Annotated in this window: 19 protein-coding genes; 14 read left to right on the top strand and 5 right to left on the bottom strand. The window is 65.4% G+C overall.

Going from position 1 to position 16096, the window contains the following annotated elements:
• A partial coding sequence (locus G524_RS16495) for an IS5 family transposase (protein ID WP_156893984.1) occupies positions 1–260 on the bottom strand: 260 nt, incomplete at its 3' end.
• 122 nt (positions 261–382) lie between these two features.
• Here G524_RS16495 and G524_RS0102860 point away from each other — a divergent pair.
• From G524_RS0102860 to G524_RS16780, 11 genes are all read left to right on the top strand, one after another.
• The gene (locus G524_RS0102860; protein ID WP_027442353.1) at positions 383–1915 is read left to right on the top strand and encodes an acyl-CoA carboxylase subunit beta; all 1533 of its coding nucleotides are present in this window, start codon (positions 383–385) and stop codon (positions 1913–1915) included.
• A gap of 94 nt (positions 1916–2009) precedes the next feature.
• Positions 2010–2462, top strand: coding sequence for a methylmalonyl-CoA epimerase (gene mce / locus G524_RS0102850; RefSeq protein WP_027442352.1), 453 nt, complete (start codon positions 2010–2012; stop codon positions 2460–2462).
• A 17-nt stretch (positions 2463–2479) separates the two neighbouring features.
• The gene (locus tag G524_RS0102845) at positions 2480–3265 is read left to right on the top strand and encodes an enoyl-CoA hydratase-related protein (RefSeq protein WP_027442351.1); all 786 of its coding nucleotides are present in this window, start codon (positions 2480–2482) and stop codon (positions 3263–3265) included.
• A gap of 106 nt (positions 3266–3371) precedes the next feature.
• Positions 3372–5537, top strand: a complete 2166-nt coding sequence (gene scpA, locus G524_RS0102840) for a methylmalonyl-CoA mutase (protein WP_027442350.1) — start codon at positions 3372–3374, stop codon at positions 5535–5537.
• A 2-nt stretch (positions 5538–5539) separates the two neighbouring features.
• Positions 5540–5773 carry a DUF4160 domain-containing protein gene (locus tag G524_RS0102835; RefSeq protein WP_027442349.1) on the top strand — a complete coding sequence of 78 codons (234 nt, stop codon included), beginning with the start codon at positions 5540–5542 and terminating at the stop codon, positions 5771–5773.
• Positions 5757–6011: a DUF2442 domain-containing protein gene (locus G524_RS0102830; RefSeq protein ID WP_027442348.1), complete on the top strand. Its 255-nt coding sequence runs from the start codon at positions 5757–5759 to the stop codon at positions 6009–6011. Before G524_RS0102835 ends, G524_RS0102830 begins: the two co-directional genes overlap by 17 nt.
• A 196-nt stretch (positions 6012–6207) precedes the next feature.
• A complete protein-coding gene (gene bioB / locus G524_RS0102820; RefSeq protein WP_027442346.1) occupies positions 6208–7221 on the top strand; it encodes a biotin synthase BioB in 1014 nt (337 codons plus the stop codon).
• The gene (locus tag G524_RS0102815) at positions 7218–7424 is read left to right on the top strand and encodes a hypothetical protein (protein WP_156893983.1); all 207 of its coding nucleotides are present in this window, start codon (positions 7218–7220) and stop codon (positions 7422–7424) included. Before bioB ends, G524_RS0102815 begins: the two co-directional genes overlap by 4 nt.
• Positions 7425–7471: 47 nt before the next feature.
• Positions 7472–8272, top strand: coding sequence for an alpha/beta hydrolase (locus tag G524_RS0102810; RefSeq protein ID WP_245561269.1), 801 nt, complete (start codon positions 7472–7474; stop codon positions 8270–8272).
• Between the two features lie 136 nt (positions 8273–8408).
• Positions 8409–9200 (top strand): heme-dependent oxidative N-demethylase family protein, encoded by a 792-nt coding sequence (locus tag G524_RS0102805; protein ID WP_027442343.1) that lies wholly within the window; start codon positions 8409–8411, stop codon positions 9198–9200.
• Positions 9197–9355, top strand: coding sequence for a hypothetical protein (locus G524_RS16780; RefSeq protein WP_156893982.1), 159 nt, complete (start codon positions 9197–9199; stop codon positions 9353–9355). Before G524_RS0102805 ends, G524_RS16780 begins: the two co-directional genes overlap by 4 nt.
• Positions 9356–9373: 18 nt before the next feature.
• On the opposite strand, the gene G524_RS0102795 is transcribed toward G524_RS16780, so the two are convergent.
• Positions 9374–10545, bottom strand: a protein-coding gene (locus G524_RS0102795; protein ID WP_156893981.1) for an IS3 family transposase whose coding sequence is annotated in 2 segments (ribosomal slippage) — positions 9374–10281 and positions 10281–10545 — 1173 coding nt in all. Because the reading frame shifts where the segments join, the coding sequence is not laid out codon by codon here.
• 76 nt (positions 10546–10621) lie between these two features.
• Here G524_RS0102795 and G524_RS14780 point away from each other — a divergent pair.
• From G524_RS14780 to G524_RS0102775, 3 genes are all read left to right on the top strand, one after another.
• A complete protein-coding gene (locus tag G524_RS14780) occupies positions 10622–10915 on the top strand; it encodes a lysozyme inhibitor LprI family protein (RefSeq protein WP_051220851.1) in 294 nt (97 codons plus the stop codon).
• An 89-nt stretch (positions 10916–11004) separates the two neighbouring features.
• Entirely contained in the window at positions 11005–13059 is a 2055-nt protein-coding gene (locus G524_RS0102780) for an acetyl-CoA carboxylase biotin carboxylase subunit (protein ID WP_027442340.1), read from the top strand.
• A gap of 273 nt (positions 13060–13332) precedes the next feature.
• Complete coding sequence (locus tag G524_RS0102775) at positions 13333–13626, top strand: hypothetical protein (RefSeq protein ID WP_036857124.1); 294 nt, start codon at positions 13333–13335, stop codon at positions 13624–13626.
• On the opposite strand, the gene G524_RS0102770 is transcribed toward G524_RS0102775, so the two are convergent.
• The 3 genes from G524_RS0102770 to G524_RS0102760 are packed head-to-tail and all read right to left on the bottom strand — an operon-like array spanning position 13623 to position 16077.
• A complete protein-coding gene (locus tag G524_RS0102770; RefSeq protein ID WP_027442338.1) occupies positions 13623–14393 on the bottom strand; it encodes a cyclase family protein in 771 nt (256 codons plus the stop codon). The genes G524_RS0102775 and G524_RS0102770 overlap by 4 nt on opposite strands.
• Positions 14390–15517 carry a 3-dehydroquinate synthase gene (aroB, locus tag G524_RS0102765; protein WP_027442337.1) on the bottom strand — a complete coding sequence of 376 codons (1128 nt, stop codon included), beginning with the start codon at positions 15515–15517 and terminating at the stop codon, positions 14390–14392. Before aroB ends, G524_RS0102770 begins: the two co-directional genes overlap by 4 nt.
• On the bottom strand, positions 15508–16077 hold the full coding sequence (locus tag G524_RS0102760) for a shikimate kinase (protein ID WP_027442336.1): 570 nt from the start codon (positions 16075–16077) through the stop codon (positions 15508–15510). The genes aroB and G524_RS0102760 overlap by 10 nt, the downstream gene beginning before the upstream one ends.
• Between the last annotated feature and the right edge of the window lie 19 nt (positions 16078–16096).

Genomic DNA, 16096 nt, shown 5'->3' with positions numbered 1-16096 from the left:
CCGTCGAAAGCCCGGGAAACCGCCGCCAGAAGCCGATCCCATACCCCCGCCTTGCGCCAGCGCACGAACCGGTTGTAACAGGTCGTGTAAGGCCCATAGCGTTCGGGAATGTCCGCCCAGGGGCTGCCGGTGCGAAACCGCCACAATATCCCGTTGATCACCCGGCGATCATCCACCCGAGGCACGCCACGGCTCTTGTTCGGCAGCAACGGCTCAATCACCGACCACTCGAAATCTGTCAGGTCAAAACGACGGCGCATATCCAAGGCTCCTTTCCCGAACCTTGAATCAATCACTTGCCGTCCACGCAAGCCAGTTTATGAGTTTACGGCCTAAGGCAACGCGTTGCGGGACGAAACCGGCTCAGGAGAGGAAGCCCGCCTTGTCTGCCAACATCGCCGAAATGGAACGCCGCCGTGCCGCTGCCCGCCTCGGCGGCGGGGAAAAGCGCATCGCCGCCCAGCACGCCAAGGGCAAGCTCACCGCTCGCGAACGGCTCGAGGTGCTGCTCGATGAGGGCAGTTTCGAGGAGATCGACACTTATGTCGAGCACGACTGCATCGATTTCGGCATGGAAGCGCAGAAGATCCCCGGCGATGGGGTGGTGACGGGGAGCGGCACCATCAACGGGCGGCTGGTGTTCGTCTTCAGCCAGGATTTCACCGTCTTCGGCGGCTCGCTGTCCAAGCGTCATGCCGAGAAGATTTGCAAGATCATGGACATGGCGATGAAGGTCGGCGCGCCGGTGATCGGCCTCAACGATTCGGGCGGAGCGCGCATCCAGGAGGGGGTGGCGAGCCTCGGCGGCTATGCCGAGGTGTTCCAGCGCAATGTGCTTGCCAGCGGCGTGGTGCCGCAGATCAGCCTCATCATGGGGCCGTGCGCGGGCGGGGCGGTCTATTCGCCCGCCATGACCGACTTCATCTTCATGGTGAAGGATTCAAGCTACATGTTCGTCACCGGCCCCGATGTGGTCAAGACCGTCACCAACGAGGTGGTGACGCAGGAGGAGCTGGGCGGGGCGATCACCCACACCACCAAGACCAGCGTTGCCGATTTGGCTTACGAGAACGATGTCGAGGCGCTGCTCGCCACCCGGCGCTTCTTCGACTTCCTGCCGCTGTCGAACCGCGACGAGGTGCCGCTGCTCCCCACCAGCGATCCGTGGGACCGGCTGGAGATGAGCCTCGACACGCTCATCCCCGACAATGCCAACCAGCCCTATGACATGCACGAGGTCATCACCAAGGTGCTCGACGAGGGCGATTTCTTCGAGATCCAGCCGGCGCATGCGGCCAACATCATCTGCGGCTTTGGCCGGATCGAGGGCCGCACCGTGGGCGTGGTGGCGAACCAGCCGATGGTGCTCGCGGGCGTGCTCGACATCAATTCTTCCAAGAAGGCCGCGCGCTTCGTGCGCTTCTGCGATGCCTTCGAGATTCCGATCATCACCTTTGTGGACGTCCCCGGCTTCCTCCCCGGCACCGCGCAGGAACTGGGCGGGATCATCAAGCACGGCGCCAAGCTGCTCTTCGCCTATGCCGAGGCGACCGTGCCCAAGATCACCGTCATCACCCGCAAGGCCTATGGCGGGGCCTATGACGTGATGGCATCGAAGCACCTGAGGGGTGATTTGAACTACGCCTGGCCCACCGCCGAGATCGCGGTGATGGGCGCCAAAGGCGCGGTGGAGATCATCTTCCGCTCCGAAAAGGACGATCCCGCCAAGATCGCCGAGCGCACGAAGGAATACGAAGACCGCTTCGCCAACCCCTTCGTGGCGGCGAGCCGCGGCTATATCGACGAGGTGATCCACCCCCACTCGACCCGCCGCCGGATCGCGCTCGGGCTACGCAAGCTGCGGACGAAGCAGTTGGAGAACCCGTGGAAGAAGCATGACAATATCCCGCTGTGATGAGGCTCGGCATCTTGATCGCGCTGCCTCAAACGACAGCGGTGTTTGCGCTGATGAATTACAGCGGAATATTCATGCACGGAGATCCCATCCAATGAAACTCGGCCGTCTCAACCACATCGGCATCGCCACGCCCTCCATCGCGGACTCGATCGCCTTCTACCGCGACGTGATGGGCGCAACGAAAATCCACCAGCCCTTTGACCTGCCTGAACAAGGGGTGAAGGTCTGCTTCGTCGACACGCCTGGCGCGGAGGGCGCGATGAACGGCACGCAGATCGAGCTGATCGAGCCGCTGGGGGAAAACTCCACGCTCGCCGGCTTCCTCGCCAAGAACCCCCAGGGCGGGCAGCACCATGTCTGCTTCGAGGTGCCCGACATCGCCGAGGCGCGCACCCATTTCGAGGCGCTCGGCAAGCGCATCCTTGGCCCTACCCGCATCGGCGCGCATGGCACGCCTATCTTTTTCGTCCATCCCAAGGACATGGGCGGCGTGCTTACCGAGATCATGGAGACGCCGCGCGAGGGCGCGCATTGGTCGAATTGAACCCCGGGGAGAGAGAAATGTCCTACGAAACCATCCGCGTGGAGCGCGAAGGCCCGCTCGTCACCATCACCCTGAACCGGCCCGAGCGCCTCAATGCCATGCCGCCGCAGATGGCCGACGAGCTGGGCCAGGCCTTCTATGACCTGGGCGATGCGCGCGCGGTGCTGATCACGGGCGAGGGCAAGGGCTTCTGCTCGGGCGCAGACCTTGCCGCGCGCGGGGGCGGCTCGGCGCTGGGCGGCAAGGGCGGCAGCCACGAGGCGCTCATCAACCATTACAACCCGGCGATCAGCCAGCTGATCCGCGCGAGCGTGCCGGTGATCTGCGCGGTCAACGGCCCGGCGGCGGGGGTGGGTTGTTCACTCGCTTTGGCTGCTGATTTCACCATTGCCGCACGCTCTGCCTATTTCCTCCAGGCCTTCGTCAATATCGGTCTTGTGCCCGATGGCGGATCGACCTGGCTCCTGACCCGCGCCATCGGCCGGGCGCGCGCCACCCGCATGATGATGCTGGGTGAGCGCATCTCCGCTCAGCAGGCCGAGGAATGGGGCCTCATCTACAAGTGCGTCGAGGATGCCGACCTGATGGCCGAGGCCCGCGCGCTCGCGGAGAAGCTCGCCAACGGCCCGACGATTGCCTATGCCCAGATGAAGCGCAACATCGCCATCGCGCTCGATCAGAACCTCCAGATGGTGCTGCTCGCCGAGGCCGAAGGCCAGCGCGTGTGCGGCGCCAGCGCCGATGCGCGCGAGGGCGGCATGGCCTTCCTCGAAAAGCGCAAGCCCGTGTTCAAGGGCGCGTGAAGGCGCGAGGCATCCCTGCGCAGGCGGGGATCACGCGCGCTCTCCCACGTGTTACCCGAAAAAGCTCGACCCTCGCCTTTGCAGGGGTGACAATGCAGGCACCGAGATGACCGACAAACCCACCCTCTCCGACTGGAAGGCCCTTGCCGACAAGGAAGTCAAAGGCCGCGACCTCACTTGGCACACGCCTGAAGGCTTTGCCATCAAGCCGCTCTACACCGCACAGGATCACGCCGGCTTTGATCCGGGCCTGCCCGGCTTTGCCCCCTTCACCCGGGGGGTGAAGGCCTCGATGTATGCGGGCCGGCCCTGGACCATCCGGCAATATGCGGGCTTTTCCACCGCCGAGGAATCGAACGCCTTCTACCGCCGCAACCTTGCCGCCGGGCAGAAGGGCCTTTCGGTCGCCTTCGATCTTGCCACCCACCGCGGCTACGATTCTGATCACCCGCGCGTGGTGGGCGATGTCGGCAAGGCGGGGGTGGCGATCGATACTGTCGCCGACATGGAAATCCTGTTCGATCAGATCCCCTTGGATTCCATGTCGGTCTCGATGACGATGAACGGCGCGGTGATCCCTGTGCTCGCCTTCTTCATCGTCGCGGCCGAACGCCAGGGGGTGAGCCAGGACAAGCTCGACGGCACCATCCAGAACGACATTCTGAAGGAGTTCATGGTCCGCAACACCTATATCTACCCGCCCGAGCCTTCGATGCGGATCGTTTCGGACATCATCGCCTACACCTCGGCCAACATGCCCAAGTTCAACAGCATTTCGATCTCGGGCTATCACATGCACGAGGCCGGGGCGACCGCGGTGCAGGAGCTGGCCTATACCATCGCCGACGGCAAGGAATATGTGCAGCGGGCGATGGCCGCCGGCCTCGATATCGACAAGTTCGCCGGGCGGCTCAGCTTCTTCTTCGGCATCGGCATGAACTTCTTCATGGAAGTGGCCAAGCTGCGCGCCGCGCGCACGCTGTGGTGGCGGGTGATGGACGGGCTGGGGGCGAAGGACGAACGCTCGAAGATGCTGCGTACGCATTGCCAGACCAGCGGCGTGAGCTTGCAAGAGCAGGACCCTTACAACAACGTCATCCGCACCACCATCGAGGCGCTCGCCGCGGTGCTGGGCGGCACCCAGTCGCTCCACACCAATGCGCTTGATGAGGCGATCGCGCTGCCCACTGATTTTTCCGCCCGCATCGCCCGCAACACCCAGCTGGTGCTGCAGGAGGAAACCGGCATCTGCAACGTCGTCGATCCGCTCGGCGGCTCGCACTATGTCGAGGCGCTCACCCAGACGCTGGTGGATGAGGCCTGGAAGCTGATCGAGGAGGTCGATGCCGCAGGCGGGATGACCGCCTTCGTCGCCTCGGGCGCGCCCAAGGCTGCGATCGAGCGCGCCGCGGCGGAAAAGCAGACCCGGGTGGACAAGGGCGAGACGGTGATCGTCGGGGTCAACAAGTATCGCAAGGAAGCCGAAGACCCGATCGAGACGCTCGAGGTTGACAACCAGAAGGTGCGCGCCGGGCAGATCGCCCGCATCCAGCAGGTGCGCGCCAGCCGCGACGAGGCCGCCTGCCGCGCCGCGCTGGCCGCGCTCACCGAGGGCTGCAGGAGCGGCGCCAATCTGCTTGCCCTCGCGGTGGAATGCGCGCGGGCCGATGCCACGCTGGGCGAAATCTCCGCGGCGATGGAGGAGGTGTTCGGTCGCCACGAGACCGCGCCCGCACCGGTCAAGGGCGTCTATGCCAGCGCCTATGCATTCGACCGGCGCTGGGCGCAGGTGGTGGAAGGGGTGGAGGCCGTGGGCCGTCGCCTCGGCCGCAAGCCCCGTATCATGATCGCCAAGATGGGCCAGGACGGGCACGATCGCGGCGCCAACGTCATCGCCAGCGCCTTTTCCGACATGGGTTTCGAGGTCATCTCCGGCCCGCTGTTCCAGACCCCGGCGGAAACCTGCGCCATGGCGCTCGAACATGATGTCGATGTGGTCGGCGCCTCCAGCCTTGCCGCGGGCCACAAGACCCTGATCCCCGAACTGATCCGCCTGCTGCGCGAGGCGGGCCGCGGCGACATCAAGGTGACGGCAGGCGGCGTCATCCCCCCGCAGGACTATGATTTCCTGCGCGAAGCCGGGGTCCAGGGGATCTATGGTCCGGGCAGCAATGTGGTGGAATGCGCAGCGGATATTCTCGTGCTGCTCGGCCACAACATGCCGCCGCCCGGAGACATGGACGGAAAGGGGCTGGACGAGGCGGCGGAGTAGCAATGCCGACGGTCATGCGGATCGGCGCGTTTCGGTTCTACTTCTACAGCCACGAACCCAACGAGCCGCCGCATATCCACATCGACAGGGGCGAGGCGACAATTAAGGTCTGGCTCGGCAGCCTGGAAGTCGCCCGAAGCCGGGGCTTTCGCGCGCACGAGATCAATGGCATTGTGGCGATGGTAGCCGAACACCAAGCGGCGCTAACGGAGGCATGGCATGAATTTTTCGGCTAAGGTGACCGACGAGCGCGTGCTCGACGTGCGCTTCGATGAGGCCAGCCTGATCGTCGATCTGATGGACGGGCGGACGATTGCCGTGCCGCTCGCTTGGTATCCGAGGCTGCTCCATGCAACGCCCGAGCAACGTGCGCATTGGGAGAAGGCGGGGGCGGGCTACGGCATCCACTGGCCGGAGATCGATGAAGACCTCAGCACAGAAGGGCTGCTTCGAGGAGCACCTGCGCCCCAATGAGGCTGTGTGTTCGATTTCTTTTCATTGCGGTCGCAATCCCGACGATCATCTATCTTCACATTCTGGCCATCTGGTTCGGTGTCGCTCTAACCCGCCATCAGCCAGCGCTAGAATGGCCGATTTTGGGGGGCGCCCTATTGTCGTTGATTGCGACCACAACCTTGGCGATCACCATCATTTTCAGAGAAAAGAAGCAATGACCCACCCCCGCACCGACTGGACCCGCGACGAGATCGCCGCGCTGTTCGATCTGCCCTTCACCGAACTGGTGTTCGAGGCCGCGCGCGTCCACCGCCGCTTCCATCCGCCGACCGAGGTGCAGCTGTGCACCCTGCTCTCGATCAAGACCGGCGGGTGCCCCGAGGATTGCGGCTATTGTTCGCAGTCCGTCCACGCCGACAGCGGCGTTGCGGCCACCAAGCTGATGGATGTGCAATCCGTGCTGCAAAAGGCTGCCGAGGCCAAGGATGCCGGCAGCCAGCGCTTCTGCATGGGCGCGGCCTGGCGCAATCCCAAGGACCGCGACATGCCCGCGATCGTGGAGATCGTGAAGGGCGTCTCCGCCATGGGGCTTGAAACCTGCATGACGCTGGGGATGCTCACGCCGCAGCAGGCCGAGATGCTGGCCGAAGCCGGGCTCGACTATTACAACCACAATATCGACACCTCGCCCGAATATTACGAGCGGGTGATCTCCACGCGCGATTTCCAGTGCCGTCTGGATACGCTCGAACACGTCCGCAAGGCGGGGATCAATGTGTGCAGCGGCGGGATCGTCGGCATGGGCGAGACGCGCGCGGACCGGGTGGGCTTCATCCACACCCTCGCCACCCTGCCGCAGCACCCGGAAAGCGTGCCGATCAACGCGCTGGTGCCGATCAAGGGCACGGTGCTGGGTGACATGCTCGCCGATACGCCGCTCGCCAGGATCGATGATATCGAGTTCGTCCGCACCGTGGCGGTGGCGCGGATCACCATGCCGCGTTCGATGGTGCGTCTCTCGGCCGGGCGCGAATCGATGTCGGAGGCGACACAGGCGCTGTGCTTCCTTGCCGGCGCGAACAGCATCTTCACCGGCGACAAGCTGCTCACCGCCCCCAATGCGGGCGACGACAAGGACGGCGCACTGTTTGCGAAGCTGGGTCTCACCGCGCTGAAAGGCGAGGAGCCCGCGCGGGCGTGCAAGGCGGCGGTGGCGGGGGCTGAGTGATGCTTGGCCGGTTTCTCTTCAACAATTTCCAGAAGATCCTCACCACGATCATCGGGCTGGTTTGGCTGGTCCTGTGGTTCTCTGATGAACCGCTTTCGACGAAGCTGCTGGGCCTGATTGGCGCGCTCGTGTTGTCGGCGCTGATTGGCTGGTACGGCGCAGCCTTCAAGGCGTGGTATCGCGGGCGAAGGGCCAACCTGTGAGGCTGTGTCTCGCATCGCTTCTGGTCTGTGCAGCCGTGGTTCCGGCATTGGCCCAGCCGACCGCCACGCCGCAGCCCCAGCCGCTAACTATCGGCGAGACCGTGATGCTCAACGCGCTGGATGCGGAGCGGCAGGTCAACATCATCCTGCCGCCCGATTATGCCGCCGAGCCGGACAGGCGCTGGCCGGTGGTCTATCTGCTTGACGGGGCGCTAAAGCAGGACCTGCTGATGGGCGCGGGCCTGATGCGCTGGGGGGCGCTGTGGGGGCGCTCGCGGGACGCGATCATCGTCGGCATCGAAACGCGCGACCGCCAGCGCGAATTGCTGCCCGCCACCACAGACGCGGCCGAACGCAAGCGCTGGCCCAGCGCGGGCGAAAGTGCGGCCTTTCGCGCGTGGATCGCGCAGACCGTCAAGCCGATGATCGAGGCGCGCTATCGCCATGATGGTACCGCGTTCCTCGTCGGCGAGAGCGCGGCGGGGCATTTTGTGGTCGAGACGTGGCTGAGCGCGCCGCAGACGTTCACCGGCTACGCCGCGATCAGCCCCAGCCTGCAATGGGATTTCGAGGTGCTGAGCCGCAAACCGCTTGGCCCCGGCACCCGCCCCCCGATATACCTCAGCCTCGCCGACGAGGGCGGGGCGACCGAGAGCGGGATGATGCGTCTGCTGGAGGCGCTGCCCGCGGGCCAGCCCTATTGCTTCTCCGACCGCCGCACCGAGCTTCGCCATGCCACCGCGCTGCACGGTCTGCTGCCCGAAGCGCTGCAATATTTGTTGCCGACGGGTGTCGATGACCTCGACGAATTCGGCTTCACCTTGCGCTGCGACAAGCGGGGGGAGTGACCCATCCCTCCGTTCGCCCTGAGCTTGTCGGAAGCGAAGCTGGGCGTTGCCCTACGGCTGTTTTTCTTTCAGTGTCTCGCCTAAAAGGAAGAAGGACAGTGCTTCGACAAGCTCAGCACGAACGAATTAGGCCCCGATGAGCCTCGGCTTTTCGGTCGACACCCTGCTCCCCAAGGCGCGCGGGGGCGGGCAGCTCAGGATGGGACTGGTCAAGCTGGAGGAGCGCGAATGGCTCCAGAGCGCGCCCGATTTGGCGGCGCGGGCGGCGGGGTTTGCCGAGTGGCCGCAAGGCGTGCAATTGACCGCCGAGGTCGAGGCACCGGGCCGCGAGCTGGCAGCGATGCTCGGGGTCACAGGGGGCCTGCCCGAAGCGGCGCTTGCCGTTCACGAAGACCTCTGCCTGCTGACGAAACGCGCGGGCGAGGATGTCTATCGGCTGATCGGCGCGGCGGTCGCATGGCCCTCCGACTGGCAGCCTGCGCAAAAGATCGGCCTGCCCCTGCGCGCACTCCATGCGCCCATCGCAGGTTACGAGGAGCAGCTCGCCACCGGGGTCGACCGCTTCATGGAAACCCTGCGCCCCGGCGCCATCTACGGGCGCTGCAACTGGTTCATCGCCCCCACCGGCCAGCGCCGCTGGCTCGCCGAGGGCCCGGCAGCGCAAGCCTTTGCCCATGTCACGCGCGACAACGCGGGCGAGACCCTGTTCGTGCGCTCCGAACGCCAGACCCTGCGCCGCCTGCCCGAGACCGGCGCGATCCTCTTTACCATCGGCATTTATGTCGAACCGCTGGGGCGGCTTTCCCCCGCCAATGTCGCAAGGCTGGCCGGAGCGGTCGAAACCCTCCTCGGCGGCGAGGACGCGCGCCGCGGCGCACCCGCCTATGCGCAAAGCCTCATCGCATATGCCGAAAGGATCGCCGCATGATGCCCGCGCTCGTCTTCCCGCTGCTGCTGCAGGCCGCCGAACCCCTGCCTGAATGCGACGAGAAGGCCGCCGAGATGGGCGTGCAGCAGCTGATGAACCAATGCGCGCAGCGTGAAGTGGTCCCGCCTTCTTGGACAGTTTGGCGGCTGAGTTAAGCTAATCCCGGTTGTTGTTCATGCCGCCATTTTGGTCATCAGATCATGGGGGGCATGCCCCCCATGATCTGATTGCCCGATCCGCCTATAGGCCTCTGCCGGGGTTCTCCCGGCCAAGCCTGAGTGCGGACGTTGGGTGTTGTAATAGGTGATCCACCGGCCAAGACCAGCCCGTAACTCAGAGCCGGTCTCGAAGGCATGGAGGTAGACGCACTCGTATTTCAGGGATCGCCAGAGCCGCTCGATGAAGACGTTGTCCATCCACCGACCCCGGCCGTCCATGCTGATGCGGACCTCGGCCTCGCGCAGCACCGTGGTGAAGGCCTGCGAAGTGAACTGGCTGCCCTGGTCGGTGTTGAAGATCTCGGGCTTGCCGTATCGGGCCAGCGCCTCCTCCAGCGCCGCGACGCAGAAGCCGGCGTCCATGGTGGTGGACAGCCGCCAGGCGAGCACCTTGCGGGTCGCCCAGTCCATGATCGCCACCAGATAGAGGAAGCCGCGCCGCATGGGGATGTATGTCACATCGGCACACCAGACGTGATTGGGTCGCTCGACCGTCAGCTTGCGCAGCAGATACGGATAAACCCGGTGCTGCGGGTGCGGATCGCTGGTGCGCGGCCGCTGGTAGATCGGTGTCAGGCCCATCTTCGCCATGAGCCGCCGCGCCCGACGGCGGCCAACCTCATGGCCTGCACGACGCAGGTGCCGCGACATCTGGCGACTGCCATACCACGGGCAGTCCAGGAACGTCGCGTCGATCACCGTCATCAGCGCCAGCGTCTCGTCCGTCTCCGGCACTGGCGTGTAGTAAAACGATGAACGGCTGATCGAGAGCAAGCGGCACTGCGCCGAGATCGACAGGCGACGGTGAGCAGGTTCGACCATCGCCCGCCTCCGGTCCACGCTCATCGACCGAAGGCTTTCGCTAAAAAATCCCGCTCCACCACCAGTTGCCCGATCTTGGCGTGCAACCTTTCCACCTCGCTCTCGCTGGCCGCTCTGACCGCATCGCCAGCACCGGAGAACGTGCCCGCCATCCCGTCGATGGCCTGACGTTTCCATGATGCGATCATCGTGTGGTGAACGCCATGCTTGGCTGCCAGCTCCGCCAGCGTCAGGTCGCCACGGATCGCCTCCAGTGCCACCTTCGCCTTAAAATCCGCGCTGTAGCGCTTCCTCGTCGTCTTCATTCCCGCACCAATTCCATCAGGTCGGGATTAGCTTAGCATCCTGTCCAGAAAACCGGCACCACCTCAGCGCGACTTCGTGATCGCCGACCGCAAGCTCAACGCGCAGTGGCAGATCACCGTCGCGGTGATGAAGGCGCGCGATGAAGCCTATGCCCCCTATCGTGACGCAGGCGACTCCCGCCCCGGCTGGTTTGAAAGCCTGCGCGAGGCCCAGCGCGCCTGGCTCGCCTTTCGCGATGCCCATTGCCGCATCGATGGCTACACCGCCCGCGGCGGCAGCATGGAGCCGATGCTGGTGTCCTTCTGCAAGCGCGCGCTTACCGAACAGCGCACCCAGCAGCTCAAGGAGCTGGCCGCAAGCCCCGAATGAAGCCGCAAATCCGCTAGCTTGCCTCTGGGCCAATCCCCCGGCATAGCCGCGGCGACAACACGCCTACCTGTGAGAGAGAGGTCACGCGCTTGTTCTCCAAGATCCTCATCGCCAATCGCGGCGAGATCGCCTGCCGGGTCATCACCACCGCAAGGGCCATGGGCATCAAGACCGTGGCGGTCTATTCCGATGCCGATGCCCGTGCGCCTTTCGTCAAGATGGCAGATGAAGCGGTGCATATCGGCCCTTCGCCGGCGGCCGAAAGCTATCTGGTGATCGACAAGATCATCGCCGCAGCCAGACAGTCCGGGGCCGAGGCGGTGCACCCGGGCTATGGCTTCCTGTCCGAGCGCACCGCCTTTGCCGAGGCGCTCGCGGCCGAGAACATCACCTTCATCGGCCCGCCGGTGGGCGCGATCGCGGCGATGGGCGACAAGATCGAGTCGAAGAAGCTCGCCAAGCAGGCGGGGGTCAATGTCGTCCCCGGCTTTGTCGGCGAGATCGCCGATACCGAGCACGCCGTGCGCATCGCCAGCGAGATCGGCTATCCGGTGATGATGAAGGCAAGCGCCGGGGGCGGGGGCAAGGGGATGCGCCTGGCCTTCAGCGAGGCCGAGGTGCGCGAGGGCTTCGACAGCGTCCGGCGCGAGGGCCTCAACTCCTTTGGCGATGACCGGGTGTTCATCGAGAAGTTCATCGAGAACCCGCGCCACATCGAGATCCAGATCCTCGGCGACCAGCACGGCAACATCGTCTATCTCAACGAGCGCGAATGCTCGATCCAGCGCCGCCACCAGAAGGTGGTGGAGGAAGCCCCGTCGCCCTTCGTCACCCCGAAGATGCGCAAGGCCATGGGCGAGCAATGCGTCGCCCTGGCGCGCGCCGTGGACTATTACAGCGCCGGCACGGTCGAACTCATCGTCTCGGGCGCCGATCCCACGGGCGAGAGCTTCTACTTCCTCGAGATGAACACCCGGCTTCAGGTGGAGCACCCCGTCACCGAAGCGATCACCGGCATCGACCTTGTGGAACAGATGATCCGCGTGGCGGCGGGCGAGAAGCTCGCCTTCACCCAGGAGGACATCACCATCGATGGCTGGGCGATCGAGAACCGCGTCTATGCCGAGGATCCCTATCGCGGCTTCCTGCCGAGCACGGGCCGGCTGGTGCACTATGTCCCGCCGGTGCCGGGCTGGAGCGCGGATTCCGAGGTTGCCGGCAAGCCGCGGCGCGGGGTGGCGCGCGGGCCGGGCGGGGTGCGCGTTGATGACGGCGTCTATGAGGGCGGCGAGGTTTCGCGCTTCTACGATCCGATGATCGCCAAGCTGATCACCTGGGCCCCGACCCGCGACGAGGCGGCGGACTTGCAGATCGAGGCGCTCGACAATTTCCGCATCAAGGGATTGGGCCACAATGTCGATTTCCTCAGCGCGATCATGCAGCACCCGCGCTTCCGCTCGGGCGAACTGACCACCGGTTTCATCGCCGAGGAATATCCCGAAGGCTTTCACGGCGCAGCCACCAGCGACGACATGAAGCGTATTCTGGCGGCGGTGTGTGCGGGCAACGAGTTCACCCTGCAGGCGCGTGCGCGCCGGATTTCCGGCCAGCTTGACGGACCGCTGCCGGTCACCGCCGAATGGTTGGTCAAACTGGGTGACGAACGCTTCGAGGTCACGCTGGGTGATGGCCACGCGATGGTTGACGGTGTGCGGGTCGAAGGCACCTGCAACTGGCTGCCCGGCATGGTGCAGGCCGGGGCCGTCGGCCGCGTTGGCAACGGGCCGGAGCACCGGCTCGGCCTGATCGTCGAGCGAACCGGCAACCAGTGGAAGGTGACAACCCGCGGGGCAGCGCACACGTCGCTGGTTCTGCCGCTGCGTCTGGCCCGGCACGAATCGCTGATGCTGGAAAAGGCCCCGCCCGATCTGTCGCGCCTGCTGATCTGCCCGATGCCGGGGATGCTGGTGAAGCTGCACGTGGCCGAGGGCGATCACGTCCAGCCCGGCCAGCCGCTCGCCACGGTCGAGGCGATGAAGATGGAGAACATCCTGCGCGCCGAAAAGGAAGGTAGAATCGCGAAGATCAACGCCGCCGAGGGCGAGAGCCTGGCGGTCGATGCGGTGATCCTCGAGCTGGAATAGCGCCGCGCGCGGCTCGCCGTGCTGCCCGCGCCGCTTGACAGGGTGCGGGCGGCGTGCGCCCGCCATGTCAATCGCTTGCTTCAGGTGGCAAGATCGCGCCTCTTTTCTGAAACAATCTTGCCGCGGCGTTGTAAAATTGCGCCAATCGGTTGATATCCTTCGCGGGAGAAGCGGGTGGCATTTGGCTAACTTGCTCCTCTCATGAGACATTTACAGTGCCGAGTCGCAGTATGGTCTGCGCTCGCTGATTGAATCTGCGCAGGGGATTTGATCATGGCACACACCGGAACCGGTTTTTTCGACCGCAAGGGGCATTTCTTCAAGACCGCGCGCGAGGCGACGGTCAGCGATCTTGCCGGCCTGTTGGGGCAGATCGGCGAGGGCGAGAGCCTGGCGCCGGGGATTGCCTACATGCTGCTCGAAAAGCGCGCCGAGATCGAACGCCTGTTCGCCGAGCATGATGCCATGCTGGAGGAAGAGGCGGCGATGAAGGCGGCGCGCGCGGCGCAAGAGCCGATGAACAAGATCGCCAAGCTGCCCACCCGACCGGCGGGCGGAAGCGCCTAATCCTCGATCAGCGCCACCGCGCGGATCCACCCTGCGCTGGCACGTTCGATCTTGACCGGAAAGCAGCTGACCATGAAGCCGTGGGGCGGCAGCGCAGCCAGGTTGGTGAGCTTTTCGATCTGGTAATAGGGGCGGATGCGCCCAGCCTTGTGGCCTTCCCAAATGATCGATGGATCGCGCGTCTCGGCCCAGCGCCTTGCGGTGTGGCTGAAGGGCGCGTCCCAGCTCCAGGCATCGGTGCCCACCACCTCGATCCCGCGCTCGGTCAGCCACAAGGTCGCCTCGGCGCCAAGGCCGACGCCCTGATCGGTGAAGTTCGCGGTGCCATAAAGAGCGCCCGATTGCACCAGCACGATATCGAGCGGTTGCAGGGTGTAACCGATCCGCGCCAGCTCGGCCTCGACCTCGGCGGCGCTCACCACATGGCCGTGGGGCAGGTGCGAGAAATCGAGCTTCACCCCCGGGCGAAAGAAGCGGTCGAGCGGGGCCTCGTCGATGCTGGGGGCAGGGCGGGTGCCGCCATCGGTGGTCGAATGGTAATGCCACGGCGCATCCATATGGGTGCCGTTGTGGGTGGACAGTTCGACCATCTCCACCGCCCAGCCTTCGCCATCGGGCAGGTCTTCGCGCGCAAGGCCGGGGAAGAACATGGCGATCTGCTGCCAGGTGCTCTCATGCGTCATGTAGGTGATGCGCGGGCGCATCACTTCAGGATCGGAGATCACCTCATTGGTGATCGGGATCGACAGGTCGATGAAACGGGTCATGCGCTGGCGCCCTCCAGCTCGGCATCGAGAAAGGCGGCAAGATCCTCAAGATCAACGTCGCGCGCCACGTGGGCCTCGCCCAGCCGGCGCAGCAGCACGAAGGGCAGGGTGGCGCCTTCGGCCTTCTTGTCGTGGCGCATGTGGGCGATCAGCGCCGCGGCTTTGCAGGAAAGGCCAAGCGCGCCAAGCTCGGCCGGAAGGCCCGCACCGGCAACCGCGCGCGCCACCCGCGCGGCATCGGCAGCGCCGAGCGCGCCGCGCCGGGCCGAATAGCGCGCCGCCAGCACCATGCCGAGCGCCACCGCCTCGCCATGGAGCAGGCAATCGGAAAAGCCGGTCTCGGCCTCGAGCGCATGGCCGAAGGTGTGGCCGAGGTTGAGCAGCGCGCGCAGATCGGCGGTCTCGCGCTCGTCCGCCGCCACGATCCGCGCCTTCATTGCCACGCTGGTGGCAATGGCATGTTCGAGCGCTTGCCCATCGCGCGCGAGCACCTCGCTGCCATGGGCCTCGAGCCAGGCGAAGAAAGTCGCATCGCCCAGCAGGCCGTATTTCAACACCTCGGCATAGCCCGCACGCATCTCGCGATCGGGCAGGCTGGCGAGCACGGCGGGGTCAATCAGCACCAGCGCAGGCTGGTGGAAGGCGCCGATCAGGTTCTTGCCCGCGGCGGTGTTGATCGCGGTCTTGCCCCCGACCGAGGAATCGACCTGGGCGAGCAGGGTGGTGGGCAGCTGGATGAAGCCCACCCCACGCTTGAGGATCGCCGCGGCAAAGCCGACGAGATCTCCCACCACCCCGCCGCCGAGCGCGAGCACGTGATCCTTGCGGGTGACGCCAAGCCCGAGCAGCCAGTCGCACAACTTTTCGAGCACGGCCCAGCTCTTGGCCGCCTCACCCGGTTCGACCACGAACCAGGCCGCTTCAAGCCCCGCCGCGGCAAGGCTCGCCGCGAGCGCATCGCCGTGAAGCGCCTGGACGGTGCGATCGGCCACCACCGGCACGGCGCGGCCCGGCTGATAGCTGTGCAGGAAAGGCGCGGCCGCTTCGGCCAGACGCGCCAGCACCCCTTGTTCGATCACCACGTCATAAGCGCGCCCGGCCAGCGCCACGCGAATCACAGCCATTGACCAATCGCCTCGATGATCGCGCGGGCGGTTTCGGCATGGGGGCCGTTCTTGCTCTCCACGCGGATGGGGGCCTGCTGATAGAAGGGGGTGCGCTCATGCGCCAGCCGGGTGAGGATGTCGCGCGGGTTGCCGGTCTTGAGCAGCGGGCGGTTACCGCGCCTTGCGGTGCGCTCGACCAGAGTTTCGATGTCGCAATCGATCCACACCGCGATGCCCTTCTCCAGCACCAGCGCGCGGGTGGCCGGATCGACGAAGGCACCCCCGCCGGTGGCGATCACCCCGTGGCCTTCCTCGATCAGCCGGGCGATCACGCGCCGCTCGCCATCGCGGAAATAGGCCTCACCAAAGGTCTCGAAAATTTCCGGGATCGAAAGCTGCGCGGCCTCGACAATCGCCTCGTCGGCATCGACGAAATCGCGTCCGAGCATTGCGGCAAGCTTGCGCCCGACAGTGGATTTGCCCACCCCCATCAGCCCCACCAGCACCACCGGGCGGGTGATGCGCGCGGCGATCGCGGCAATGGCGGCACGGTCGGCAAGGGCGGGCGAGGCGGTCATTGCCGCATGGCCTATAGAT

The sequence above is a fragment of the Erythrobacter cryptus DSM 12079 genome (assembly GCF_000422985.1).
In the GTDB taxonomy this organism is placed as follows: domain Bacteria; phylum Pseudomonadota; class Alphaproteobacteria; order Sphingomonadales; family Sphingomonadaceae; genus Erythrobacter; species Erythrobacter cryptus.
This window is presented reverse-complemented; position numbering and strand designations above follow the sequence as displayed.

Excerpts from the sequence above, each read along its gene's own strand:
- mce (WP_027442352.1), top strand. The coding sequence starts at position 2,010 with ATGAAACTCGGCCGTCTCAACCACATCGGCATCGCCACGCCCTCCATC.
- G524_RS0102845 (WP_027442351.1), top strand. The coding sequence starts at position 2,480 with ATGTCCTACGAAACCATCCGCGTGGAGCGCGAAGGCCCGCTCGTCACC.
- scpA (WP_027442350.1), top strand. The coding sequence starts at position 3,372 with ATGACCGACAAACCCACCCTCTCCGACTGGAAGGCCCTTGCCGACAAG.
- G524_RS0102835 (WP_027442349.1), top strand. The coding sequence starts at position 5,540 with ATGCCGACGGTCATGCGGATCGGCGCGTTTCGGTTCTACTTCTACAGC.
- G524_RS0102830 (WP_027442348.1), top strand. The coding sequence starts at position 5,757 with ATGAATTTTTCGGCTAAGGTGACCGACGAGCGCGTGCTCGACGTGCGC.
- bioB (WP_027442346.1), top strand. The coding sequence starts at position 6,208 with ATGACCCACCCCCGCACCGACTGGACCCGCGACGAGATCGCCGCGCTG.
- G524_RS0102805 (WP_027442343.1), top strand. The coding sequence starts at position 8,409 with ATGAGCCTCGGCTTTTCGGTCGACACCCTGCTCCCCAAGGCGCGCGGG.
- G524_RS16780 (WP_156893982.1), top strand. The coding sequence starts at position 9,197 with ATGATGCCCGCGCTCGTCTTCCCGCTGCTGCTGCAGGCCGCCGAACCC.
- G524_RS0102775 (WP_036857124.1), top strand. The coding sequence starts at position 13,333 with ATGGCACACACCGGAACCGGTTTTTTCGACCGCAAGGGGCATTTCTTC.
- G524_RS0102770 (WP_027442338.1), bottom strand. The coding sequence starts at position 14,393 with ATGACCCGTTTCATCGACCTGTCGATCCCGATCACCAATGAGGTGATC.
- aroB (WP_027442337.1), bottom strand. The coding sequence starts at position 15,517 with ATGGCTGTGATTCGCGTGGCGCTGGCCGGGCGCGCTTATGACGTGGTG.
- G524_RS0102760 (WP_027442336.1), bottom strand. The coding sequence starts at position 16,077 with ATGACCGCCTCGCCCGCCCTTGCCGACCGTGCCGCCATTGCCGCGATC.